This window comes from Xanthomonas sp. NCPPB 1132 (genome assembly GCF_056629235.1).
Genome location: NZ_CM152819.1, coordinates 4,851,819 through 4,875,917, shown reverse-complemented (window position 1 = coordinate 4,875,917; position 24,099 = coordinate 4,851,819). Strand labels below are relative to the sequence as shown.

The following is a 24,099-nucleotide window of genomic DNA, read 5'->3' as shown; positions in this document are numbered from 1 at the left end:
CGCGAATGGGGAATAGGGAATGGCAAAAGCGGATCTGCTTGCGCGATAGGAAACGGGGAGAGCCGGGCCTTTACCATTCCCGATTCTCCATTCCCGATTCCCGGCGCCACCACTAGGCGGCGCGCCTCAGCGACTCAGTCAACGACTCGATGCTCGCCGCCTTCGGTTTGACCAGCCAGAACTTGCCGACGTAGTCGCGGAATTCGTCGAGGATCTGCTGCGCCCAGATGCTGCCGGTCAGTTCGCGGTGGCGGCTGATCAGCTTGTGCAGGTGCTGGCGGTGGCTCTCGAAGCCTTCGGCGGAGATGCGGTGGATGTCGATCAGTTCGTGGTTGTAGCGGTCGACGAAGTCGCGGTCCACGTCGAGCACGTAGGCCAGGCCGCCAGTGAAGCCGGCGCCGAAGTTCAGGCCGACCTTGCCCAGCACCAGCACGATGCCATCAGTCATGTACTCGCAGCAGTGGTCGCCGGCGCCCTCGATCACCGCCAGCGCGCCGGAGTTGCGCACCGCGAAGCGCTCGCCGGCGCGGCCGGCCGCGTACAGCTCGCCGCCGGTGGCGCCGTACAGGCAGGTGTTGCCGATGATGGCGGTGCTGCGCGCCTCGAAGCGCGCCCCGCGCGGCGGACGCACCACCAGGCGGCCGCCGGCCATGCCCTTGCCGACGTAGTCGTTGGCCTCGCCTTCCAGTTCCAGGTGCAGGCCGCCGGCGTTGAACGCGCCGAAACTCTGCCCGGCCGAGCCGCGGAAGCGCAGGGTCAGCGGCGCATCGTCCATGCCGTGGTTGCCGTGGACGCGGGCGATGGCGCCGGACAGGCGCGCGCCGATCGAGCGGTCGGTGTTGTGGATCAGGAAGCGATGGTCGCCGCCGCGCTTGTGCGCGATGGCGTCGGCGAGCAGGCCGTCCATCTGCGTGGCCAGGCTGTCCGGCGATTCGTACAGGCGCTGCGCGGCGCAGTGGCCGCCGTCGTGGCGCACGTCCTTGAGCAGCCGCGACAGGTCCACGCGCACGCCTTCGCGCGGCGAGATGTCAAGTTGCTGCAGCAGTTCGGTGCGGCCGACGATCTCGTCCAGCGAGCGCACGCCCAGATACGACAGCCATTGCCGCACTTCCTCGGCCAGCAGCCGGAAGAAGTTCTCCACGCGCTCGGGCAGGCCGACGAAGTGGTTGGCGCGCAGGCGCTCGTCCTGGGTGGCCACGCCGGTGGCGCAGTTGTTGAGGTGGCAGATGCGCAGGTACTTGCAGCCGAGCACGATCATCGGCCCGGTGCCGAAGCCGAAGCTGTCCGCGCCCAGGATCGCCGCCTTGACCACGTCCAGGCCGGTCTTCAGGCCGCCGTCGGTCTGCAGGATGGTACGCATGCGCAGGTCGTTGGCGACCAGCGCCTGGTGCGACTCGGCCACGCCCAGTTCCCACGGCACGCCGGCATAGCGGATCGAGCTGACCGGGCTGGCACCGGTGCCGCCGTCGTGGCCGGACACGGTGATCAGGTCGGCACCGGCCTTGACCACGCCGGCGGCGATGGTGCCCACGCCGGCATGGCTGACCAGCTTCACCGACACCAGCGCGCTGGGATTGACCTGCTTGAGGTCGTAGATCAGCTGCGCCAGGTCTTCGATCGAATAGATGTCGTGGTGCGGCGGCGGCGAGATCAGGCCGATGCCCGGCTTGGCGTAGCGCAGCCGCGCGATCAGTTCGTTGACCTTGTGCCCGGGCAACTGGCCGCCTTCGCCGGGCTTGGCGCCCTGCGCGACCTTGATCTGCAGCACCTCGGCATTGACCAGGTATTCGGGGGTGACGCCGAAGCGGCCGGAGGCCACCTGCTTGATCTTGGAGCGCTTCTCGGTGCCGTAGCGCGCCGGGTCTTCGCCGCCTTCGCCGGAGTTGCTGCGCCCGCCGAGGCGGTTCATCGCGATCGCCAGCGCCTCGTGCGCCTCCGGCGACAGCGCGCCGAGGCTGATCGCGGCGGTGTCGAAGCGGCGCAGCAGGTCTTCGGCCGGCGCCACCTCGTCCAGCGGCGTCGGCGTCTCAGCGCGCTTGAGCTGCAGGAGGTCGCGCAGGGCCGAGGCCGGGCGCCCGTGCACCGCGGCGGCGTAGGCGTCCCAGTCGGCCTGCAGGCCGCTGCGGGTGGCGCGCTGCAGGGTCAGCACCACGTCCGGGTTGTACATGTGGTACTCGCCGCCGTGCACGTACTTGAGCAGGCCGCCCACTTCCGGCTTGAGCAGGTCGTTCCAGGCGCGCGCGGCGAGCTGCCGCGCCTCGGTGTCCAGCCGCGCCAGGCCGACGCCGCCGATGCGCGCGGCGGTGTCCGGGAAGCACAGCGCCACCACGTCCGGATCCAGCCCGACGATCTCGAACAGCTGCGCGCCGCGGTAGCTGGCGATGGTGCAGATGCCCATCTTGGAGATGATCTTGGACAGGCCCTTGTAGATGCCCTTGCGGTACTTGCGGCCGATCTGGGTCTGTTCGCCGCCGCTCTTGAGCAGCAGGATGCCGCGTCGGCCCAGGTCGAACAGGGTCTGGTAGGCCAGGTACGGATACACCGCGGTGGCGCCGAAGCCGAGCAGGCAGGCCATGTGGTGCGGATCGCGCGCGGTGCCGGTCTCGATGATCAGGTTGACGTCGCAGCGCAGGCCCACGCGCGAGAGGTGGTGGTGCACCGCGCCGGTGGCCAGCAGCGCATGCGCCATCGGCCGCTCCGGCACCGGGTAGCGGTCGGTCAGCAGCAGCATGACCTTGCCGTCGCTTGCGGCCTGTTCGGCCTCGGCGCAGATGCGCTTGAGGCCCGCCTCCAGGCCTTCCTCGACGCTGTAGGACAGGTCGATCTGCGCGTTGCGGGTCTGGTACTGCGGCATCTTCAGCAACTGCCGCAGCTTGCGCTGGCTGAGCACCGGCGAGTTGAGGATGACGTGGTTCACCGTCTCCGGGCCGGCATGGAAGATGTTGGTTTCCTTGCCGAGCTGGGTGGTCAGCGACATCACGCAGTCTTCCCGCAACGGGTCGATCGGCGGGTTGGTGACCTGGGCGAAGGCCTGGCGGAAGTAGTCGTACAGCGGCCGGGTGTGGCGGCTGAGCACCGCCATCGGGGTGTCGTCGCCCATCGAGCCGGTGGCTTCCTGCTCGGTCTCGGCCAGCGGCCGCAGCACCTGCTCCACTTCCTCGGTGCTGAGCTGGAACAGCTTGTGGTAACTGCGCAGCGTGCGCTCGTCGAACGGCTCCTCGACCAGCGAGGGGTCGATCAGCTCGGTCTGCAGGTAGGTCACGCCCTGCTGCAGCCACTGCTTGTACGGGGCGCGGCCGCGGTTGATGCGGTCGATGGCATCGGAATCGAGCAGATCGCCGCGCTTGAGGTCGATGGCCATCATCTCGCCGGGGCCGAGCTTGCCCTTGCGGGTGACGCGTTCGGCCGGCAGTTCCCACACGCCGGCTTCGGACGCGACGAGGAAGTGGCGATCGGAGGTCAGCATCCAGCGCGCCGGGCGCAGGCCGTTGCGATCGAGCATGCACGCGGCGTAGCGGCCGTCGCAGGCGACGATGCCGGCCGGGCCGTCCCACGGCTCGGTGTTGAGGCCGTAGAACTCGTAGAACGCGGCCAGGTCGGCGTCCTTGAACTCCAGCGACTGCGTGGCCGGCGGCACCAGGATGCGCAGCGCCTGCAGCAGGTCCATGCCGCCGGCAACCAGCAGCTCGAGCATGTTGTCCAGGCTCTGCGAATCGGAGCCGTGCATGGAGATCACCGGGTCGAACTCGGCAATGTCGAAGCGCGGGGTCTTCCACACCTTGCTGCGCGCCTGCGCCCAGTGCCGGTTGCCCTCGATGGTGTTGATCTCGCCGTTGTGGGCGAGCAGGCGGAACGGATGCGCCAGCGGCCAGCGCGGCAGCGTGTTGGTGGAGAAGCGCTGGTGGAACACGATGGCGCTGGAGGCCAGGTCGTTGCGCTGCAGGTCCGGGTAGAAGGTGCTGAGCTTGTCCGGCAGCACCATGCCCTTGTAGCTGATGCCGTTGGGCGAGAGTGTGGTGACGTAGAAATCGGCGACCTCGCGCAGGCGCTGCTCGGCGCGGCGGCGCGCCAGGAACAGGGCCAGGGCGAAGGCGTCCTCGCCCTGCTCGGCGCCGGCGTCGACGAATATCTGCTCGATGCGCGGCAGGGTGTCCTTGGCCAGTTGCCCGCACACCGCATCGTCGGTGGGGGTGAGGCGCCAGCCGCATGGCTGCGCGCCGACGCGCCGCAGTTCCTCTTCCAGCACCTGGCGGCAACGCGCGGCGGCGTCGGCATCGTCGCGCGGCAGGAACACGTTGCCGGCGGCGAAGCGCGCGCCGACGCTCAGGCCGGCCTCGCGCGCCAGCGCGCGCAGGAACGGCTCGGGTTTGCGGATCAGCAGGCCGCAGCCGTCGCCGGTGAGGCCGTCGGCGGCGACGCCGCCGCGGTGGGTCATGCGCGACAGCGCGGCGATGGCGGTATCCACCAGCGCCCGCGAAGGTTGGTCGTCGAGTTGCGCGACCATGCCGAAACCACAGGCATCGCGCTCGTCTTGGGGGTCGTAGAGCCCGTGGCGGTTGCGGGGGGCCATGTCTGCCTCTGAAAGCGATCCGAAGGAACGCGGCGACACTCGCCCCCGCTCTATCCTGGAGCGCTTCTTGAGGTCACCGGAATCCCGACTAAAACATAGTTGGTGCGGTGCCGCAATACACCGTTACACCTGCAACTTCAGGGCTGGCGGCGGCGTTGCCGCCACCGCCGCACCAGGGCCGCTGGCGGCGCCTCAGCCGCAGCGAACGCCGGTGATCTGGTTCTTTTCGTCGACCTCGATGTTCAGCCGTTCGCCGTTGAACTCCATGGTCACCGCCTGGTTCGGCTTGAGCACGCGGGCGGTCTTGGCGCCGGTATCGCTGCGCGCCTGGTCCAGCAGCGCCGGGGCGAAGGTCTGGCCGACCAGGCCCTGCGCCTGCGAGGCATCGCAGCTGCCCACCGGCGGCGCCTCCGGCGCGTTGGCCGGGTCCGGCGCGGCGGCCTGCTGCGCGGCGGCCTGGGCCTTGGCGCTCACCTGTTCCTGCTCGTCCGGCGGCGGCGCGCCGCAGGCGGCCAGGGCCAGCGCCAGGCAGGCCGTGCCGAGCAGGCCGGCACGCGTGGACGCACGGGAGGAAAGGAGGTTGCTCATCGGGGCTCCTATGGATGGAGGGAAGGACGCGTGAAGCATAGAACGTGCGTCGCGCTTTGAGGCCACCCAGGGCCACCGGCGGCGAACGGCGCTGCCGGCGCGCCGGCCACGGGGATCCGGCCTTCCGACGCGACGCACGTTCCAACGTCGGCAGCATCGGACATGGCGCGTTCGCCACTCGTTAAGCGCTGCAGCCGGCCGGCATCACGTGCCGTAGCCGTTGCGCTGCCGACAATCCAGGCTCGTGGAACCGGCGGCGCGGGCCGCGGTTCCGGCTTCCGGAGGTCCGATGTCCACCCAGTCCCGTTCCACCGCCGCCGCCGAGGCCGCGCGTGCCCGGCAGTCCCGCCAGGCCGCCAGCAGCGCCGGCCTGGTTTATGTCAGCGACCAGGAGCCGGGCATCGTCCGCCGCCGTGCCGGCAAGGGCTTCGGCTACCGCCTGCCCGACGGCAGCGCGGTGCGCGACGCCGCCACCCTGCAGCGCATCCGCCAACTGGCGATCCCGCCGGCCTATACCGAGGTGTGGATCTGCACGCGCGACAACGGTCATCTGCAGGCCACCGGCCGCGACGCGCGCCGGCGCAAGCAGTACCGCTACCACGCCGACTGGGCGCAGGTGCGCGGCGACGGCAAGTTCGAGCGCATCGTCGCCTTCGGCCAGGCGCTGCCGCGGTTGCGCCGGCGCCTGCGCCGCGACATGGCGCTGCCCGGCTACCCGCGCGACAAGGTGCTGGCGATGGTGGTGGCGCTGATGGCCGAGACCCTGGTGCGTGTGGGCAACGCCGAATACGCGCGCAGCAACCGCTCCTACGGCCTGACCACGCTGCGCAACCGCCATCTGGCCTTCGTGAAGGGCGGCCGTGCGCGGCTGCAGTTCCGCGGCAAGGGCGGGCAGGAGCACGACATCGAGGTCGACGACGTGCACCTGGTCAAGCTGATCCGCGGCTGCCAGCAACTGCCCGGGCAGGCGCTGTTCCAGTACCGCGACGACGATGGCCAGCTGCAGCCGGTGGATTCGGGTGAGGTCAACGACTACTTGCGCGAGGCGATGGGCGAGAGCTTCACCGCCAAGGACTTCCGCACCTGGGGCGGCACCCGCGCCGCGTTGCAACGGCTGGCCGCGCTGCCGCTGCCCGACACCGGCGGCGAGCGCGCGCTGGCGCAGGCGCAGAACGCGGTGATCCGCGAGGTGGCCGAGGCGCTCGGCAACACCCCGGCGGTGTGCCGCAAGGCCTATATCGACCCATGCGTGTTCGACGGTTGGCGTTGCGGCCGCCTGCACGGCCTGTGCGAGGGCGTGCGCGGCGAGCGGCAGTGGGATCTGATCACGCTGAAGTACCTGGGGCGGGCACGCACCGCGGCGCGCAAGGCGGCCAAGGCGGCCGGTCGTACCTCGGCCAAGGCGCCGCCCTTGCGCAAGGCCGCGCGGACCACGCGCAAGGGTGCGGCGCCAGGCACGCAGGGCAGCGGTCACCGCAGCAAGCGCAAGGCCGCGCCCGCGGCGCGCAAGCGCGCCTGAGCGCCGCGCCGCCGCGGATGCGGCGGTACGGCCCCGCGGTGCGGATCAGCCGCAATACACGGTGGTGATGTTGTTGGTCGGGCCGACTTCGACGGTCAGGCGGTCGCCGCCGGTCTCGCGGGCGCCACGGTTGGCGCTGTCCACGCCGCTGGAGGTGGCGCCGTTGTCGGCAACGCTGCTCTTGACCACCTGCACCTTGAGGCTGTCGCTGTCGACGCGGGCGCGTTCGACGGTCATGCGCGAAGCGGCCAGGCCGACCGCGCCGCGGACCTTGTCGATATGGCACTGGCCGGAGATGACGCCGTCGATCGGCTGCACCTGCGCCACCTGGGTGGTGCTGCAGGCGCCGAGCAGCAGCACGGCGGCGAACGGGGCGAGGCGGGCAAGCGGGTGGCGGGTCATGGGGCGTCTCCTTCGATCGATGGCGCGAGCCTGTCGCGGCGCATGTTTGCGCCGCATGAAGAGATCGCGCCGGCGGTTTCACCGGTCGTGGCCGCCGCCGGGGCCAGACTCGGAATTCCCCCAGCAACCGGAGCCGATCATGGCCACCTGCGATGTCTGCGGAAACGACTACGACCAGGCCTTCACCCTGACCCAGGGCGCGCGCAGCGGTACCTTCGATTCGTTCGAGTGCGCCATCCACGCCTTCGCCCCGCGCTGCAGCCACTGCGAGTGCCGCATCGTCGGCCACGGTGTGCAGGCCGGCGAGCGCATGTTCTGCTGCGCGCACTGCGCCCAGCATGCCGGCGTCAGCGGTCTCGCCGACCGCGCCTGAGTGACGCCCGTTCCTTCCCTTCAATGAGGGTTGCGCGACCGCGTCCTCCTCCCGCATCCGGAGTATTGCCGATGGCCTCCCGCAAGCGTCCTGCCGCCACCAAGTTCGCCCCGTCCAAGCGCAGTAGCACCGTGGCGTCGTCCAGCGCCAAGACTGTGCAGCAGCAACGCGCGCTGCAGCGCGCGGTCGATGCCGGCGACGCCAAGCCCAAGCCCAAGCGCGCCAAGCCGGGCGACGCGGGCCAGGCCGGCCCGCGCAAGCAGCCGCAGCGCATGCCCAAGCAGCACCTGACCAAGCCGGGCAACGAGCACGCGCTGGCGCTGCAGCCGCGGTTCGAGGCGCCGGAATACGTGGGCAGCGGCAAGCTGCGCGGCATGAGCGCAATCGTGACCGGTGCCGATTCGGGCATCGGCCGCGCGGTGGCGGTGCTGTTCGCGCGCGAGGGCGCGGATGTGGCGGTGCTGTACCTGGACGAACACGAGGATGCGCAGGTCACCCGCCAGCACGTCGAGAACGAAGGCCGCCGCTGCATCACCATCGCCGGCGACGTGAAGGATCCAGCGTTCTGCGAGGACGCGGTGGCGCAGACCGTCAACGCCTTCGGTGGGCTCGACGTGCTGGTCAACAACGCCGCCTTCCAGTTGCATTGCGATGCGCTGGAGGACCTGAGCGAAGAGCATCTGCAGGAGACCTTGCAGACCAACATCGCCGGCTATTTCCACATGGCGCGCGCGGCGCTGCCGCATCTCAAGCGTGGTTCGGCGATCGTCAACAGCGGCTCGGAGACCGGGCTGTTCGGCAGCAAGTCGCTGCTGGACTATTCGGCGACCAAGGGCGCGATCCATGCCTTCACCATGGCGTTGGCCAGCCAGTTGCAGCCGCGTGGCATCCGCGTCAACGCGGTCGCGCCGGGGCCGGTGTGGACGCCGCTCAATCCGGCCGACAAGCCCGCCGAGGACGTGGCCGAGTTCGGCAAGCAGAACCCGATGGGGCGCCCGGCGCAGCCGGAGGAACTATCGCCGGCGTACGTGTTCCTGGCCTCGCCGATCACCGCCAGCTACATCAATGGCGCGATCCTGCCGGTGATGGGCGGGCCGACGGGGTAGTGGGTGAGTGGGTTGGCGGGTGAGTTGGCTGGCGGTCGGACCCTCACCCCAACCCCTCTCCCGAGGGGAGAGGGGCTTTTGACTCCCTTCTCCCCCCCGGGAGAAGGTGCCCCGCAGGGGCGGATGAGGGTACGGGTCGCTCGTGTTCAGTGTCAGCGAGGCGCTTCGCGCCCGGACCCTCACCCCAACCCCTCTCCCGAGGGAGAGGGGCTTTGCTCACTCCGTTTCGGCCCAGCGCGACAGGTTCTGCTTCAGCGCGTCGATGCCGGCCCACGGATCCTTGCGTCGCCGTTTCAGCCTGGCGGGGACGTCGCGGAGCTTGAAGGCGTCGGCGCGGTGCAGTTTGGACAGGTCGCTCCAGGCCAGCGGCATCGCCACCGGGGCGCCGGCGCGGGCGCGCAGCGAGTACGAGGCCACCGCGGTGGCGCCGCGGCCGTTGCGCAAATAGTCGACGAAGATGCGCTGGTTGCGCAGGCGCTTGCTGGCGGTGGCGAGGAAGCGCTCGGGTTGCGACTGCGCCAGTGCGTCGGCGAAGCCATGGGCGAAGCGCTTGGTCAGGTCCCAGTCGCAGCCCGGTGCCAGCGGCACCACCACGTGCAGGCCCTTGCCGCCGGACACGCGCAGGAACGATTCCAGCTCCAGTTGCGCGAGCAGCTTGCGGATGTCGGTGGCCGCGCGCTTGACCTCGGCGAAGGGCACGTCCGGCCCCGGATCCAGGTCGAACACCACGCGGTCGGCACGCTCCGGGGACGCGGCATGCGCGCCCCACGGGTGGAACTCCAATGCATTGAACTGCACCAGCTCCAGCAGCCCGGCCGCATCCTCGACCACCAGGTACTCGGCCTGGGTGCCGCTCTCTTCCTTCAACCGCACCGACGACACCAGTTCCAGTCCGGCGGTGTGGTGCTTCTGGAAGAAGCACGCGCGCTCGGCACCGGCGGGGCAGCGGATGATCGACAGTGGGCGACCGGCGATCTCCGGCAGCAGGTGATCCATCACCGCGCTGTAGTAATCCCAGACCTCGCGCTTGGTCGCGCCGATGTCGGGGAACACGACCCGGCCCGGGCTGGACAGGGTCGGCGGCGTGCGCGCGTTGTCGGCCGCTGCCACCCCGTGTTTGCCGCGTTTGGCACTGGTGGCCTTCGCGTCGACCATCTTTGCTGCCTTGGTCGTCTTGGTCGTCTTGGTCGTTTTGTCCGCCTTGGCTTTCCTGGCCGCCGGCGTCGCCCGCGCCGGTGCCGCGCGCGGCACCGGCGCGTCGGCATCGCCCAGGTCGGCGATGTCCTTGTCCGGGCGCACCGCCTTCAACGAGGCCTGGCGCAGCAACTGCTGTCCGCCGATGCCGCGGTAGAACACCTCCACCACGAAGCGCGGCGCGAACCAGCGCGCGCTGCGCAGGTCGGTGTCGGTAGTGGGCACGTGCACGCTGGGCGTGGCGCTGCCGGCCTTGCCGATCAGTGCGGTCAGCTCGCGCAACAGCGCGTCGGAGAAGCCGGAGCCGACCCGCCCGACGTACAGCCAGCCATGTTCGGCATCCGGCCGCGCCAGCAGCAACGAGCCGAAGCCGCTGCGGCTGCCCTTGGGCGCGGTGTAGCCGACCACCGCGAATTCGTCCGAGCGCAATTGCTTGGTCTTGCGCCAGTCGTCGCTGCGGCCGCCGTGGTAGCCGCGGTCGGCGCGCTTGGAGACGATGCCCTCGAAGTGCTGCGCGCCGGCGAGCTGGAACGCGGCTTCGCCGTCGCCGTCGATGTGCGAGCTGAAGGCCAGGTGCGTATCGGCGTCCTGCAGCAGCCGCTGCAGCAGCGCCTTGCGTTCGGACAGCGGTGCGGCGGCGATGTCGATGCCGTCCAGGTGCAGCAGGTCGAACAGGGCCAGCGCAAGCTTGCCCTGGCGCTCGCCGGACAGCACCGCCTGCAGCAGGTTGAAGTCCTCCTTGGTGCCCTTGCCGGCGATCAGTTCGCCATCCAGCGCCGCCGAGCGTAGGCCCAGCGCGGCGATGGCATCGCGGATCTCGGGAATCTTGTCGGTCCATTCGATCGCGTTGCGCGACCACAGCCGCACCACGCCGTCGGCGACGGTGGCCAGGATCCGGTAGCCGTCCCACTTGATCTCGTGGATCCACTGCGCGCCCTGCGGCGGGGCATCGCCCAGCCGGGCCAGCTGCGGCGCGAACGGCCCGTCCGGCGCCGCCGCCGGCATCGCGCCCGGCAACGCCTCGGCCAACTTGGCCCAGTTCGTCCGGCGGCCCTTGCGCACTGGCGCCACCACCGTGACCTTGCGCTTGTCCGGTTTGCCGGCGCCGGCGCGCTTGACGTCCTGCGCCGGCGCCGCGGTGACATCGGCCAGCAGGTCGTCGGCCTCCAGGTCGCCGGCGAAGGCGTCGTCCTCCTTGAACAGCAACCACTGCGGCTGCCGCGCCTGCTTGCCCGAGCGCACCAGGTGCCAGCCACCCTTGAGCTTGTCGCCGAACAGTTCGAAACGCAGATGGCCCTTGGCCAGTTGCGCCTCCGGATCGTCCGCGCTGCTCCACACGCCGTGATCGAACTGGGCGACGTGGCCGCCGCCGTATTCGCCCTGCGGGATCTCGCCCTCGAAGGTGGCGTAGTCGAGCGGATGGTCTTCCACTTCCACCGCCATGCGCTTGACCTTGGGGTCGTAGCTCGGCCCCTTCGGCACCGCCCAGCTCTTCAGCGCATCGCCGACCTGCAGGCGGAAATCGTAATGGCGGCGGCTGGCGTGGTGCAGCTGCACGACGAAGATCGGCCGCTGCCCCGCCGGCACCGGCTTGCCCGGCTCCGGCTCGCGGGTCTTGTCGAAGCGGCGCTTGCGGCGGTAGTCGGCGAGGCTCATGGCGCGGGCCCGGCCCCCGTCACTTGCGCAGGTGCGCGCGGACCGCGGCGGCACTGCTGCCCACGGCCTGCACGGCGGCGCGCAGCTCGTCGGCGGACACGCCCAGCGCCTGCGTCCAGTAGCCCACTTCGTAGTCTTCGTGGAGGTTGATGCGGTCGCGATCGGGCGAACCGGTGTTGCGGGTGTCGTCGCTCATGCCGAAGTCCTGCTGTCCAGAAGCCGCTGCGGTCGTGGGGCGCCGCGTGTGGCGGCGAGTGCCGACGGACGCGGCGTGCGTCGGCGAACCGGTGCGGAAACTTCTAGTCGCGCCGGCGTGGCACCGCCGTGAACGCCGTGTCTGCCCCATGCATGCGCGCCGCCCGCTCAGAACGCCAGCGAGGTACTGAACAACACCCGCCGCGGCGCGCTGCGCTGCAGCGTCTGGTAGTCGCCGGCGAACGCCGAGCCGGCGATGTTGGCGGTACCGATGTTGCGGCGATCGAGCAGGTTGCTCACGTCCAGGCGCAGCTCCAGGCCGGGCAGCGGGCTGTCGGGCCCCAGCGTGTACGCCGTGTACGCGTTGACCTGCCAGAACGCCGGTACGCGCAGGTCGTTCTCGTAGGTGAAAGGCTGATGCAGGTACTCGGTGCTGGTGGCGCCGAAGCGCCAGTGGCGCACATGCGCCGACAGGTCGCTGACCAGCGACAGTTGCGGATAGCCCGGCTGCGCCTTGCCCTGGATCGGATAGACGTTGCCGTCGACGACCACGTCGCGGTCGTAGACCGAGCGCGCCAGCGCCACGCCTTGGTAGAACTGCAGGTGCGGGGTCAGGTCGGCGGTCACGCCCAGGTCGGCGCCGAACGTGTGCATCTTCGGCATCACCTGCACGGTGTTGACCTGCGCGAACTGGGTGCCGACCGCGGCCGACAGCAGGCGGTGGCGGATGTCGCCGTAGAACACGTCCGCGGTGACGGTGGCGCGGTCGAAGCGATGGGTGCCGCCGAGGGTGAGGTTCCAGTCCTGTTCCGGCTGCAGGTGGCGGGCGAGGCGGTCGAACGTGGCCTGGTCGGGGACGGTCCAGGCCGAGGCGGTGTAGCCGATGTTGCCGCGCTGGGCGACGCGGAAGCCGTTCATCGCACTGCCCAGGTCGATGAAGCCGTCGGTCTGCGCGGTCGGGCTCCAGAACAGCGACAGGTGCGGCAGGAACGCGCTTTTGGCGCGCAGCGTGCCGGAGGCCGGTCGATCCGGCGCATCGCCGACACCGCCACCGCTGGTGCGGAAATCCACCGCCTTTGCCCCCAGGCCCAGCACCAGCGTGTCGCTTAGCGCGATGTCGTCGTGCACGTACACCTGGCGCGCGCGGGTGGTCCACTGCGAGACGTTGTCGGTCTTGAACGCCGGACCGTACGTGTCCCACGGCCCGATGGTGCGCAGCGGCCGGCCTTGTCCCAGCAGCGGCTCGGTGTACCAGAAGGTCGTCGCGTCGGCGCTGGCGTGCTCCTGCCAGAGGCCGGCGCTGAGGGTGTGCCGGCCGAGCAGGTAGCTCAGGCTGAGCAGGGTGCCGCTGCGCTGCAGGTGCGGTGCCTGCACCTGCTCGGAGAACGGCGCGCCGTTGGGCGAGGGCGTGGTCGGATCGCTCAACGTGGCGTGGGTGCGGCTGCCCGCGCTGTACAGCTGCACGCGCCCGCTGAGCGCGTCGGAGATGCGGAAATCATGCGCAAGCGAGGCGATGCGGTCGTCGGTAACCTGGCCAGTGTCGTACGGCAACAGCCCGGCCAGTGTGCCGCAGCTGTAGGCGCCGCAGGATGCGCCGGCGTTCTGCGGCAGGGCGCTGGCATAGGCCCTGGCGTAGTCGGGATAGAGACTGTCGGCACGCCAGCCGAGTTTGCCGAGCATGTCGAAGGACAGGTTGTTGTAGCCCCACATCGCGGCGTGGCTGGCCGACAGGAACACGGCGAACGTGCCCCAGGCCACGTCCTGCGTCGCCTTCAGGTCGCCGCGCAGGAAGCGCTGGGTGCCGCCACCCTGGTATTTGTCCGCACCCAGCCGTTGCAGGTCCACCTGCAGCTTCGGGCCGTTGGCGCCGAGCTGTCCGCTCTGCGCGGAGACCGTGGTGACCTGGGTCGCGTCGCTGCCCACGCCCTGCTTGAGGCGCAGGCCGGGCGTGTCCTTCGGTTCGCCCAGGCGGTACTCCAGTGCGCCGCCGTTCGCGCTGCTGGAGAACACGCTCACTGGCGCCGCGCCGGGGCTGACGGTGATGGTGCCGATGGCATCCGGCACGCCGACGTTGACCACGCTGGTGCCGGTCAACGACAGGAAGCCGCTGTCGTTCAACGGCACGCCCTCGAAGCTGATGCCCATTTCGTTCATGCGGAACCCGCGCACGAACAGACTGGTGGCGGAGACGTCCAGGCCCAGCCCGTCGGTGGCGGTGTAGCTGGCGCCGGGCACGGTCTTCAGCCGCGCCAGGCCGTTGCTGCCGGCGACGTCGGCGTCCATGTCGCCGGCATTGATGACGTAGCGGTTCGGGCCGACCACTTGCGTAGGCGCCACCGCCGCCGCATGCGGCGAGGCCACCACGTCCAGTGCGGACAACGTGGTCGGCGTGGTGTCGGCGTTGCCGCTGGCAGTCGCCTCCGCGGCGTGTGCCGTGGACGCGGCGAGGCAGGCAGTCAGCGTCGCGGACAACAACGACGGCGTGCACGCGCGCATGCGGCGATGCGGGGCGGGCGGCGGCAAGGAGGTGGCGCGGAGACGGGAGGAAGTCGCGTGCATGGTCGGATCCGGCGTGGAGTGAGAGCGGTGGCGCAGGCGCGCACCCAGCGCTGGGCGGCGGCCTCGCGGCGACGCCCGGCTGGTTGTGCGTTTGCGATGGAAAGGCGCCGGCGGTGCGGCGCGGACCAGGGGACGTAGCACCCGGCTTTGCGGCTGTTCGCTCCAAATCGATGAAGGCGAACGGCGCATTCGCGCGACAGCGCGTGACCCGAGGTGGAGACAGCGGCGTGAAGCGATGCAGGGAATTCTTGCACCGCATGTGCGCTTGCACCATTGCGCGTTGGTACAGCCTTGCCTGCCGCGCGTATGCGTTGCGATACCTGGGTATAGGGCATTCGTGTCCCCAGCGCGAAGAGGTCGGAGCGCAGCGGACATGAGGTATGGACGAATCGACTACCCAGACATCCGCCAGCCTGCGATAAGCGCTGCCAGCCTCGCGGCCGGACACCATCGCCAGGCCTGCAGCCGCCTGTCGCCCATGACCTGCGACCTATTGACGACAGTTGTCGTCACGGGTAGCTTTGCCGACACGTGTAGTCATCGGAGTGGGCGGATGCGCCGCAAATCGATCGGGGACCAGGAACTGGCCCTGCTGCAGTACATCGCCGAGCACGGCGATGCCAGCGTCGGCGAGGTCGCCGCCGGGTTCGGCGAGGCGCGCGGGCTGGCGCGTTCGACGGTGCTGACCATGATGGAGCGCCTGCGCGCCAAGTCCTATCTGCGCCGTCGCCAGGTGCAGGGCGTGTACCGCTACGCCGCCACCAGCGGCCAGGACGACGTGGTGCGCAGCGCTGTCGGCAGCTTCGTCGAGAAGACCCTGCAGGGCTCGGTCTCGCCGTTCGTGGCGTGGATGTCGCAGCGCGCCGAGGTCAGTGACGCGGAACTGGCGGAACTCGAGGCCCTGGTGGCCAAACTGCAATCGCAACGGCGAGAGGACTGAGCCATGCACAGCCTGTTGGGGACGGACGTATTCGAGAGCCTGCTGTCGCGGCTGCTGGCGACCAGCGTCCAGACGCTGGTGCTGGTCGCGCTGATCTGGGCGCTGTGCCGCTGGCTGCCGACCCTGCCGGCGGCCACGCGTTGCCGGCTGTGGTGGCTGGTGGCCGCGCAGAGCGTGCTCGGCCTGTTGTGGGCCGGCGCGGTGCAACTGCCGGTACTGCCGGCAGCGCCGGCGCAGATGGCGGCGGCACCGACGGTCGTCGCCACGATGCCGGCGACCCCGGGACGCGCGGCAACATCGTCCGTGCAGGCCGCATCCGCGGCGCCCGCGCAACGCAACGTCAACGCGACTGCGGCCACCGCTGTCGCGCCGATCGCCTCGCCGCCGGCCACGCCGTCCGCGGCGGCCTGGCCCTGGGCGCAGGCGCTGGCCGCGTTGTGGCTGGCCGGCGTGCTGGTCTGCGCCGCGCACAGCGTGCTGGCCTACCGCCGCAGCCGCCAGCGTGCGCGCGCGGCGGCGCCGTGCACCGACGCCGCCCTGCTCGGCGCGCTGCGCCTGGCCGCCGAGGCGCACGGCCTGCGCGAGCCGCCGCAGCTGCGGCTGTGCGCGCACATCGATTCGCCGCAGTTGATCGGGCCGTGGCGGCCGGTGCTGCTGCTGCCGGCGCGGCGCATGGCCAGCCTGCGCGCCGACGATCTGGACATGGCGCTGACCCACGAACTGGTGCACCTGCAGCGCCGCGACCTGTGGTGGGGTCTGTTGCCAGCCGTGGCGCAGCACCTGTTCTTCTTCCATCCGCTGGTGCACCTGGCCAACCGTGAGTACGCCCTGGCCCGCGAGGCGGCCTGCGACGCGGCCGTGGTCGCCGGTCACCGTCATTGCCGTCACGACTACGCGCGGCTGCTGGTGCAGCTGGGCGTGGCGCCGCGGCCCAGCGCCGGCGTGGCCAGCGCCTCGCCGACCTTCCTGAGCCTGAAACGGAGATTGCAGATGCTGCAGACCACGTCCGCTTTTCCGCGCCTGGGCGCGGCCCTGATCCTGACCGCGGTGACCGTGCTCGGCGTGATGCCACTGCGCCTGGTGGCCCAGCCCGGTCATGCGGCCCCGAGCGCGGCGCCGACCCGACCGGCGCGCACGCCGGCGCCGGACGTCGATGCCGGCACCGAAGCCGCGGCCGATGCGGCTGCCGCGGCCGCCGAGGCGGCGCAGACTGCCGCCGATGCTGCCGGCGATGCCGCCGCGCAGGCGGACGACGTCGCCGATGCCGCGCGGGAACGTGGACGCGAGGCGGCGGCGGCTGCGGCCGAAGCCGCCGAAGCTGCCGAAGCGACCGACGCGGCGGACATGGACGATGCCGCGCGTGCCGCCGACGTGCCCGCCGCGCCGCTGCCGCCGCGTGCGTCCAGGCCGGCCAGGGTGGCGGCAGCGACGCCTGCGCAGCCTGCACCGCCGCCGGTCGCCCCACTGCCGCCGCCCGCGCCGCTGGCGCCGCCGGCACCGGCGGTCCCCGCTGCGCCGCCGGCCATCGGCTCGCGGATCAGCACGCGGTCGGTGCAGAAGACCCGCAACGGTCAACTCGAACAGTCGTATGTCCGGGTCAAGGGCAACCATTCGACGATGAGTGGCAGCAGCGACGAACTCGCCAGCATGAAGCGCGAGACCCAGGGCGATGGCCTGTGGTTCCGCCGCGGCGGCAAGCGCTATGTGGTGCACGATCCTGCGCTGCTGGCCCGCTTCGACGCGCTGTTCGAGCCGATCGGCAAGCTGGGCGCGCAGCAGGGCGAACTCGGCAAGCGCCAGGGTGCACTGGGCCGCGAGCAGGGCGAGCTGGGCCGGGAACAGGGCAAGCTGGCGCAGGAGGCCGCGGCGCGGGCGCTGGCGCGCATCGATATGGACGCCGTCGCTGCCAAGGCGCAGGCGAATGCACAGGCAGCGCTTGCGCAGCGCCAGGACGCGCTGTCGGCGAAGATGCGCGCGCTCGGCGAACAGCAGGCCGCGCTGGGCCGGCAGCAGGGCGAACTGGGCGCACGCCAGGGCGAACTGAGCGCGCAGCTCGATCGCGAGGTCGACCGCCTGTTCGATGCGGCCATCGCCGCCGGCAGTGCGCAGCGGCTGGAGTGATCCGCCGGCCGCGTGCCGCGCCTACGCCGACGCGGTCGCCGCCAGCGCGCGTTCCTCGGCTTCGGCGGCGACCAGGCGCTGCAGCAGTAGCGCCAGCGTGACCACGTCCTGGTGGTTGTGCGCGGCGACGCGGCGCAGGTTGCGCGCGTTGCCGCCGCGCAGGTAGCCCAGCCACGCCGCCGGCGCTTCCGAGCCCGGCAGATCGTCCTCGCGCACCACCCGCAGCAACTGCCGCTCGATGGTGGCGAGCTTGCAGTTCTCCCAGGTGCCGCGGTAGCGGCGGCGGGTGGGATGCAGCAGGTCCACGTGGTCCAGCGCCGACAGCGGATCGGCGCAGCGCGCCAGCCGGTAGCGGGTCTTCAGCAGCGGCGCGTCGTAGCAGCGGCCGTTGTAGCTGGACAGCACCGTGCCTGGCCGCAGCCAGGCGCGGAACGCCTCCAGCATCGCCTTCTCCGCGCCCATCGTGGCCATCAGCAACTGGCGGATGCGCAGGCCCGGGCCATCGGCCGGATGCACGGTCCAGTCGGCCGCGCCGATCATGAAGGCGCGCGTCCCGGTGCCGCCGGCCAGGCCGGTGGTCTCGGTGTCGAAGAACAGCAGGTCGGTCGGTTCCACCACATCCTCGCGGCGGGCGAAGGCCAGCGACAGCGCGCCGGCGGGGATCGGCTGCGGCAGGAATGCCTCGATCAGGTGCAGCCCGGGCGCGATCTCCACCCCGGGCAGGTGCCGGTCCGGCGCGAGGGCAGGCCTGCGTGCGACCACTGCCGCGGCGGGCGCGACGGCGCGCTCGCGCAGGCCGAGCAGGCGCCGCAGGGCGGACACATCGGTGCCGCCGCGGCCGAACGGGGCGATGGCGATGGGCGGCGCCACCGCGGTGTCGGTGCCGCCGCTGCGCGGGGCAGCGGATGGCGTGCGTGCGGCCGTCGGTGCCGCGTGCGATGCGACCTCGCGCGGCTGCGCCGTTGCCTGCCGCGGCGCGTGCGTAGGCGTCGTCGCCGCAGCGTCCGTGCGCGACGCGCGAGGCGCGTCGGCTGCGGTGGGATTGCCGGAGGACGCCGGCGTGCGCTCGGCGCTGGCATCGCCGGCCTGCCGGCGCAGCGCGCGCAGGCGCTCCAGGCTGATGCTCATGCGCTCCACTCCGGCAGCGCGTCGGCATCGACGTCGGCGGCGATCGTGGCCGCGCCGCGCGCGTCCAGCGCCGCGTCGTCCTCGCCGTCGAGCAGCAAGCGCAACACGCGCAACGCCAGCGCCCGCGGCGTGGTCGCGCTTTCCTCCTGCGCCGCCAGCACCGGGCCGACGCAGGCCGGGCAGCCGGCCACGCAATCGCAGCCCTGCACCAGTTCGCGGGCGCGCTGCACCAGCTCTGCCTGGCGCCGCCACAACGGCTCGCTCAGGCCGACGCCGCCGGGGAAGTTGTCGTACAGGTACACGGTGGGCACGAACTGCTGCAGTTCGACGCTGGCCGGCTCGCCGCTGTCGCCGCCGCGCAACTGGCCGCGGCCCTTGGCGTCGGCCACCGCGAACCAGGCACCGTCGCCGTCGCCCACCGCCTGCTGCAGATCGCGCGCATCGGCCATCACCGCCACCGTGGCCACCACGTGCAGCGCGTAGGCCGCACCGAGGAAACCGTCCAGCGCGTCCTGCTTGCTGCCGAACGCCTTGAGCAGGGTGGCCTGCGGCAACTGCCACCACACCGCGGTGGTGTGCAGTTCCTGGTCGGGCAGGTTCACCGGGCCGTAGCCGATGTTCTCGTGGGTGTAGTAGCGGATCTTCTTGTAGCCGGCCACGCGCCGCACCACGTGCACCTCGCCGTGGTGCGCGTCGCCGCGTCCGGCTGCGCCGCCGTCGAAGCGGTCCAGCACCTTGAGCTTGGTGAAGTCGATGCTGTCGGTGTAGTAGTCCACGTGGGTGCGGGTGACGTAGGCCTTGCGGCCCTCCCAGTCGAGCTTCTCCACCTGGTAGGGCGTGCTCTGCACCATGTGGATGGCGCCCTCGTACAGGGTCAGTGCGGCGGCGGAATAGTCGACCTCGGCGATGATCTGCTGCTTGCCGTCGGTCTTGTCCACCACCACGAAGTTGCCGTCGGCCACCGAGCGCAGGCTCACCGCGTTGGCCGGGTAGCTGTCGGCGATCCACTCCCAACGGTCGCCTTCCTGGTGCACCACCTCGCTCTCGGCCAGCGCTTCCAGGAACACCGCCGGGTCCACCGGGCCGAACGCCTCGCCGGCGACGAAGGTCAGTTCGAACGCGGCGCAGCGGATGTGGTCGAACAGGATCAGCGGCTGGTCCGGGGCGATGCGCGCGTGCTCGGGCGAAGCGTCGGCGAAGAAGTCCGGATGCCGCACCACGTACTGGTCCAGCGGCTGCGAACTGGCCACCAGCACGCCCAGCGCCGGCTGCTGGCGGCGCCCGGCGCGGCCGAAGCGCTGCCAGGTGGCGGCGACGCTGCCGGGGTAGCCGTTGAGCACCACCACGTCCAGCGCGCCGATGTCCACGCCCAGCTCCAGCGCCGAGGTGGAGACGATGCCGTCGATGCTGCCGGCACGCATCGCCCGCTCGGCCTCGCGGCGCTCGCTGGGCAGGTAGCCGCCACGGTAGGCGCGGATGCGCGGCGGCTTGCGCGGGTCGTGGTCGAAGATGTCCTTCAGGTACTTGGTCAGCACCTCCACCATCAGCCGGGTCTGCGCGAACACCAGGGTCTTGAGCCCGGACTTGATCGCGATGCGGGCGATGCGGTTGCTCTGCGAGCGCGCCGAGGCGCGCAGGCCCAGGTCGGCGTTGACCACTGGCGGGTTCCACAGCATCACGTGCTTGTCGCCGCTGGGCGCGCCGGAATCGGTAATCGCGTGCACGCGCTGCTCGATCAGCGCCTCGGCGTGCGCGCGCGGGTTGCCGATGGTGGCCGAGCACAGGATGAACTGCGGCGTGACGCCGTAGAACGCGCAGATGCGCTTGAGCCGGCGCAGCACGTTGGCGACGTGGCTGCCGAACACGCCGCGGTAGGTGTGGATCTCGTCGATCACCACGTAGCGCAGGTTCTCGAAGAACTGCGCCCACTTGGTGTGATGCGGCAGGATCGCCTGGTGCAGCATGTCCGGGTTGCTGACCACGATGTCGCCGTGCAGGCGGATCGCCTGGCGCGCATCGCCGGGGGTGTCGCCGTCGAAGGTGAAGGCCTTTACCCCGAGGTCGCCGGCACGGTTGAGGTCCAGCAGCTCGGCCACCTGGTCCTGCGCCAGCGCCTTAGTCGGGAACAGGTACAGCGCCTTGGCCTGCGCGGTCATCGCCGCGGCCACCACCGGCAGCGTGTAGCACAGCGACTTGCCCGAGGCGGTGGGGGTGACGATGGCCACGTGCTCGCCGCGCTGCGCCGCGTCCCAGGCCTCGGCCTGGTGGCTGTACAGCTGCGCGATGCCGCGTTCGCGCAATGCCGCGGCCAGCGCCGGCGGCACGTTGTCCGGGATCGGCGCATAGCGGCCGGCCTGGCCGGGGATGGTGAAGCTGCCGGTGATGCGATCGTGGTAACGCCGCTCCAGCCGCGCGCTGAGCAGGGCGCCATCGCGCGAGGGCACCCCGTCGGTGGTGGACAGGGCGCGCTCGGCGTCCTCGGTGCGCGGGGCTAGGGCGTGGGCGGGCATCGGCACGGCTCTCAAAGCGGAACAGGGAAGCGAAATCGCGTCTCAGGGTATGAGACGGGGCGCGCAGAGGCGAGGAGGGCAGATGAGCGGATTCAGGCGGGGCGGTTGTGGGTGCGTTGCCTATGTGGGTGCAGCGCCATCGGCGCGCTGCTCCGGTGGCCTTGCACGCGTTGTCGTCCTCGACAGGTATCCTGTCGTCCCCCCGGCATCGGCGGCCCCTGTCGCCCACTGTTCCTGTCCGTGTCCGCTTCCGCGCTTCCCCCGCACTACCGCACCGCCGCCGCCCGCCGCGCCGACCTGTTGGTCCATGCCGCCGGCCTGCTGCTGGCCGTGGTCGGCGGCGCGCTGCTGGTCTGGCGCGCCCATGCCAACGACGCGCTGATCCTGGCCACCAGCATCTACGCGCTGGGGCTGCTGACCATGTTCGCCTGCTCGGCGGCGTACAACTTCGCCCCGCCGCAGCGCCAGCCAGTGCTGCGCAAGCTCGACCACGCCGGCATCTTCGTGATGATCGCCGGCTCCTACACACCGTTCTTCGTGCTGGCGCTGTCCGGCGCCTGGGTCTGGTCGATGACTCTGGCGGTGTGGGGCGTGGCGCTGTTCGGGGTGTTCGCCAAGCTGTTCCTGCCGGGCATCGCCAAGGGCTTCTGGGTGGCGATCTACCTGCTGCTGGGCTGGGCGGGGATGGCCGCGGTCAAGCCGATCGTGGCCGGGCTGGACACGCCGGTGCTGTGGCTGATCGCCGCCGGCGGCGCGATCTACACGGTGGGCGTGGCCTTCTACGTGCGCAAGTCGATGCTCTACAACCGCGCCATCTGGCACGCGCACGTGCTGGGCGGCGCGCTGGCGCACTGGTGCGCGATCTGGCTGTGCCTGCGGCCGCTGTCGCCGACGTGAACGGCGGTGGCGACGCGCTAGAGATGGCCGCGCCGCGTCCGTAAGCTCGGGCGCCATGGACAGCGTGGACACAACGGATCCGATCGGCCGGCGCCTGAGGGCGTTGTTGGCTGTCGCGTTGCTGGCGGCGTGCACGCAGGTGCAGGCGCAACAGGCGGCGCCTGCGACCGATGCCGCTGCGCCGCCCGCGCCGTCCGTCGCCATGCCGCCGGCCACCGACGCTGCCAAAGACGACATCCAGACCCTCGGCGAAGTGCGCGCGCTGCCGCCGGACGAGGGCGAGCCGCTGGATCTGTATCGCTTCAAGAATCCGGTGACCCCGCCGCCCAACCGCTTCGACAAGGACTGGCGGCCGCCGCCCTCGGTGGAACAGGTCAGCCAGAGCGGCGGCTACATCGCGCTCGGCGTCTACTACCTGGCCGGCAAGGCGGCCAAGGGCCTGCACGCGCTGACCGGCGGCCCCGACCAGGTCCAGGCCGCCGTCGCGCGGCCGCCCCCGCAGCTGAGCGAGGCCGAGCTGCAGCGCGCCATGAAGGTGTGCGCGGAACAGGGCGGGGGTTGCGCGGCGGGGCAGTGAGCGTGTCGCCAGCTAGCCAGGGCTCGGGCGCCGTCGGCGCGGGCCGTGTCATCCCATGCTTCTGCTGTTGGCCTCGCGTGTCTGTGCGTCGCGCTGTTGCTCCATGGCGACCTGAGCCTGCAGACTGGCTTGGCGTTGTTGCTCCGATTGCGCCAAGGCACCGAAGGACACCTCCACTGGTGTATTGATCGCTTGATCGGTCGGCATGTGCGCGCGCAGGCTGGCGGGATTGCGTGGATCGCCTTCGACGACAAAGACGTACTGCCCCGGCTCGGCCTGACGGCCGCGCTCGCTGAGCAGCACATGATCGACGCGTGTCAGGCCGTTGCGCGTGGCCAACTCGGTCAGGCTGGCCTTCATGCACGCGCTCGCCGTGTCGGACGTGCGGCCGAGTTGCCGGTCCAGCGCGTCGACGCCGTTGGAGCAATCCTGGTACAGCGAACTGTGCATGACCGCAGGCGTTGCTGGCGTCGGTGCCTGGCCTCGCCGCTGATCGGGTGATGGCTCCTGCGTTGCAGGTGCAGATGGAGCGGGTTGCGCCGGCGCCTGCTGGCGGGTCTGATATTCGGCCCTGGTATACGGTGGCGGTTGCGGCGGCCAATTTTCCGGACGGTCGAATTCGGTGGTGGGCGCTAGATGCTGGCTCACCGCGGACGCATTCAACTGCCGCCGCGTCTCCGTATCGGCGCGTCCGGTCTCCTGCAGCCCATTGGCCTTCTGGAATGCACGGACGCCGGCTTCGATGTGCTCGTCGTAGAGGCGGTCGCCGCCCCAGTTCGGAGGCGCATTCTGGATGTAGCCCAGGCCCTGCAACTGACGGCGCAGTTCATAGACAGGTTCCCCTTTCTCGCCTCGGCGGAGCTCTCCATCCTTCAATGGGCCGTACAGGTCGGTCATCGTCTGGCGCTTGAATTGCGGCTGCGCCTGCAGGGTATCGGCACGCAGTTCGGCCAGCATGGCGGCATCGACGCGGCCGGTTGGCTCTGCAACGCCTTTGCTGCGCTCGTATTGTTTGACTGCATGCTCCGTGCCAGCACCAAAGTCGCCATCGGGGGAGATGTCCTTGCCTTTGCTATCGGTCATTCCCAGCGCGGCCAGATACTGCTGTGCTTCGAACACAGTTTGATTCGCGTCGCCCTTGCCGACGGATGCTGGCGCATTGGATGCGGCCGGCGGCTGCGCGGGTGCCACGGCTTCGCGTTGGGCGCGCTCTACCAGCGCCGTTACCGAAGCTTCCCAAGTGCGCGCATAACCGGCGATGGTTTGCACGCTTGCCGCATCGCGGGGATTGATGATCGCGCGTGCGCCGGCATAGTCCTGTTTGTCGGCGTTGATATGGGCGGCCAGGGTCTGTCCCGGCACGAAGTCGCCATCGCGCATGCCGGCGACGAGGATCTTCGTCGCAATGGCAGGTTCCGCGGCCCGGCCTGGCGATTGCACGAGTTCGCGTCCTAGTCCTGCCTTCTCGCCAAGCTTTTCGTACAACTCGACATGGGTGAGATGCGCATAGCCGCGGCCGTAATAGGCTTCGCCACCGTGATACGACAGCGTCACGGCCTGCTTTCGCCCCCAGTCCTCTTCAGGAGCCTGGAAGTCTTTGGATTCGTGCTGTGCCGTGGCCAGCACATACGCGATCTGCCGGGTGTCGGTGACACCGTGGTCCAGGCAGCTGCGGACGATCAGGTCGACCGATTGTTCGCGTGTCAGCCCGAACCCCGCGTTTTGCTTGCCGTATCCGTCGCTCATGGGAAATCCTTGTCTCTC

General features: G+C 70.7%; 15 protein-coding genes and 1 pseudogene. 7 read left to right on the top strand and 9 right to left on the bottom strand.

Annotation, left to right across the window (positions count from 1 at the left end):
• Positions 1 to 112 precede the first annotated feature (112 nt).
• A complete protein-coding gene (gene gltB, locus AC1G9L_RS20985; protein WP_481069877.1) occupies positions 113 to 4,570 on the bottom strand; it encodes a glutamate synthase large subunit in 4,458 nt (1,485 codons plus the stop codon).
• A gap of 192 nt (positions 4,571 to 4,762) precedes the next feature.
• Positions 4,763 to 5,158 (bottom strand): I78 family peptidase inhibitor, encoded by a 396-nt coding sequence (locus tag AC1G9L_RS20980; protein ID WP_371184003.1) that lies wholly within the window; start codon positions 5,156 to 5,158, stop codon positions 4,763 to 4,765.
• A gap of 289 nt (positions 5,159 to 5,447) precedes the next feature.
• Here AC1G9L_RS20980 and AC1G9L_RS20975 point away from each other — a divergent pair, with 289 nt between their 5' ends.
• Complete coding sequence (locus tag AC1G9L_RS20975) at positions 5,448 to 6,677, top strand: DNA topoisomerase IB (protein WP_481069876.1); 1,230 nt, start codon at positions 5,448 to 5,450, stop codon at positions 6,675 to 6,677.
• Between the two features lie 45 nt (positions 6,678 to 6,722).
• Here the strand turns inward: AC1G9L_RS20975 and AC1G9L_RS20970 are convergent, their stop codons facing one another.
• On the bottom strand, positions 6,723 to 7,079 hold the full coding sequence (locus AC1G9L_RS20970) for a hypothetical protein (protein WP_019801579.1): 357 nt from the start codon (positions 7,077 to 7,079) through the stop codon (positions 6,723 to 6,725).
• A gap of 139 nt (positions 7,080 to 7,218) precedes the next feature.
• On the opposite strand from AC1G9L_RS20970, the gene AC1G9L_RS20965 reads away from it, so the two are divergent.
• Both AC1G9L_RS20965 and AC1G9L_RS20960 read left to right on the top strand, forming a co-directional pair.
• Positions 7,219 to 7,452 carry a hypothetical protein gene (locus AC1G9L_RS20965; RefSeq protein ID WP_010342266.1) on the top strand — a complete coding sequence of 78 codons (234 nt, stop codon included), beginning with the start codon at positions 7,219 to 7,221 and terminating at the stop codon, positions 7,450 to 7,452.
• 71 nt (positions 7,453 to 7,523) lie between these two features.
• Entirely contained in the window at positions 7,524 to 8,558 is a 1,035-nt protein-coding gene (locus tag AC1G9L_RS20960) for an SDR family oxidoreductase (RefSeq protein ID WP_481069875.1), read from the top strand.
• A 216-nt stretch (positions 8,559 to 8,774) separates the two neighbouring features.
• Here the strand turns inward: AC1G9L_RS20960 and ligD are convergent, their stop codons facing one another.
• The 3 genes from ligD to AC1G9L_RS20945 form a co-directional block, all read right to left on the bottom strand.
• Positions 8,775 to 11,408, bottom strand: a complete 2,634-nt coding sequence (gene ligD / locus AC1G9L_RS20955; RefSeq protein WP_481069874.1) for a DNA ligase D — start codon at positions 11,406 to 11,408, stop codon at positions 8,775 to 8,777.
• Positions 11,409 to 11,427: 19 nt separating this feature from the next.
• Positions 11,428 to 11,604 (bottom strand): DUF3606 domain-containing protein, encoded by a 177-nt coding sequence (locus AC1G9L_RS20950; RefSeq protein ID WP_019800877.1) that lies wholly within the window; start codon positions 11,602 to 11,604, stop codon positions 11,428 to 11,430.
• 167 nt (positions 11,605 to 11,771) lie between these two features.
• Positions 11,772 to 14,099, bottom strand: a complete 2,328-nt coding sequence (locus AC1G9L_RS20945) for a TonB-dependent receptor domain-containing protein (RefSeq protein WP_019800876.1) — start codon at positions 14,097 to 14,099, stop codon at positions 11,772 to 11,774.
• Between the two features lie 616 nt (positions 14,100 to 14,715).
• Between AC1G9L_RS20945 and AC1G9L_RS20940 the strand changes: the two genes are divergently transcribed.
• Positions 14,716 to 15,102: a BlaI/MecI/CopY family transcriptional regulator gene (locus AC1G9L_RS20940; protein WP_010342261.1), complete on the top strand. Its 387-nt coding sequence runs from the start codon at positions 14,716 to 14,718 to the stop codon at positions 15,100 to 15,102.
• A gap of 3 nt (positions 15,103 to 15,105) precedes the next feature.
• The gene (locus tag AC1G9L_RS20935; RefSeq protein WP_481069873.1) at positions 15,106 to 17,223 is read left to right on the top strand and encodes a M56 family metallopeptidase; all 2,118 of its coding nucleotides are present in this window, start codon (positions 15,106 to 15,108) and stop codon (positions 17,221 to 17,223) included.
• 21 nt (positions 17,224 to 17,244) lie between these two features.
• On the opposite strand, the gene AC1G9L_RS20930 is transcribed toward AC1G9L_RS20935, so the two are convergent.
• Positions 17,245 to 18,603, bottom strand: a complete 1,359-nt coding sequence (locus AC1G9L_RS20930) for a ribonuclease H-like domain-containing protein (protein ID WP_481069872.1) — start codon at positions 18,601 to 18,603, stop codon at positions 17,245 to 17,247.
• Positions 18,579 to 20,861: pseudogene (locus AC1G9L_RS20925) on the bottom strand (DEAD/DEAH box helicase); the annotation flags it as partial. The gene AC1G9L_RS20930 and the pseudogene AC1G9L_RS20925, both read right to left, overlap by 25 nt.
• Positions 20,862 to 21,095: 234 nt before the next feature.
• Between AC1G9L_RS20925 and trhA the strand changes: the two are divergent.
• Positions 21,096 to 21,758: a PAQR family membrane homeostasis protein TrhA gene (gene trhA / locus AC1G9L_RS20920; protein WP_371184401.1), complete on the top strand. Its 663-nt coding sequence runs from the start codon at positions 21,096 to 21,098 to the stop codon at positions 21,756 to 21,758.
• A gap of 55 nt (positions 21,759 to 21,813) precedes the next feature.
• Positions 21,814 to 22,335, top strand: a complete 522-nt coding sequence (locus AC1G9L_RS20915) for a hypothetical protein (RefSeq protein ID WP_481069871.1) — start codon at positions 21,814 to 21,816, stop codon at positions 22,333 to 22,335.
• Positions 22,336 to 22,383: 48 nt separating this feature from the next.
• On the opposite strand, the gene AC1G9L_RS20910 is transcribed toward AC1G9L_RS20915, so the two are convergent.
• Positions 22,384 to 24,081 (bottom strand): peptidoglycan-binding protein, encoded by a 1,698-nt coding sequence (locus AC1G9L_RS20910; protein ID WP_019799868.1) that lies wholly within the window; start codon positions 24,079 to 24,081, stop codon positions 22,384 to 22,386.
• Between the last annotated feature and the right edge of the window lie 18 nt (positions 24,082 to 24,099).

What these genes read in the sequence shown, in the direction of transcription:
- AC1G9L_RS20970 (WP_019801579.1), bottom strand. Translation starts at nt 7,079, where the DNA reads ATGACCCGCCACCCGCTTGCCCGCCTCGCCCCGTTCGCCGCCGTGCTG.
- AC1G9L_RS20950 (WP_019800877.1), bottom strand. Translation starts at nt 11,604, where the DNA reads ATGAGCGACGACACCCGCAACACCGGTTCGCCCGATCGCGACCGCATC.
- gltB (WP_481069877.1), bottom strand. Translation starts at nt 4,570, where the DNA reads ATGGCCCCCCGCAACCGCCACGGGCTCTACGACCCCCAAGACGAGCGC.
- AC1G9L_RS20965 (WP_010342266.1), top strand. Translation starts at nt 7,219, where the DNA reads ATGGCCACCTGCGATGTCTGCGGAAACGACTACGACCAGGCCTTCACC.
- AC1G9L_RS20935 (WP_481069873.1), top strand. Translation starts at nt 15,106, where the DNA reads ATGCACAGCCTGTTGGGGACGGACGTATTCGAGAGCCTGCTGTCGCGG.
- AC1G9L_RS20915 (WP_481069871.1), top strand. Translation starts at nt 21,814, where the DNA reads ATGGACAGCGTGGACACAACGGATCCGATCGGCCGGCGCCTGAGGGCG.
- AC1G9L_RS20940 (WP_010342261.1), top strand. Translation starts at nt 14,716, where the DNA reads ATGCGCCGCAAATCGATCGGGGACCAGGAACTGGCCCTGCTGCAGTAC.
- AC1G9L_RS20910 (WP_019799868.1), bottom strand. Translation starts at nt 24,081, where the DNA reads ATGAGCGACGGATACGGCAAGCAAAACGCGGGGTTCGGGCTGACACGC.
- AC1G9L_RS20975 (WP_481069876.1), top strand. Translation starts at nt 5,448, where the DNA reads ATGTCCACCCAGTCCCGTTCCACCGCCGCCGCCGAGGCCGCGCGTGCC.
- AC1G9L_RS20980 (WP_371184003.1), bottom strand. Translation starts at nt 5,158, where the DNA reads ATGAGCAACCTCCTTTCCTCCCGTGCGTCCACGCGTGCCGGCCTGCTC.
- AC1G9L_RS20960 (WP_481069875.1), top strand. Translation starts at nt 7,524, where the DNA reads ATGGCCTCCCGCAAGCGTCCTGCCGCCACCAAGTTCGCCCCGTCCAAG.
- AC1G9L_RS20945 (WP_019800876.1), bottom strand. Translation starts at nt 14,099, where the DNA reads ATGCGCGCGTGCACGCCGTCGTTGTTGTCCGCGACGCTGACTGCCTGC.
- ligD (WP_481069874.1), bottom strand. Translation starts at nt 11,408, where the DNA reads ATGAGCCTCGCCGACTACCGCCGCAAGCGCCGCTTCGACAAGACCCGC.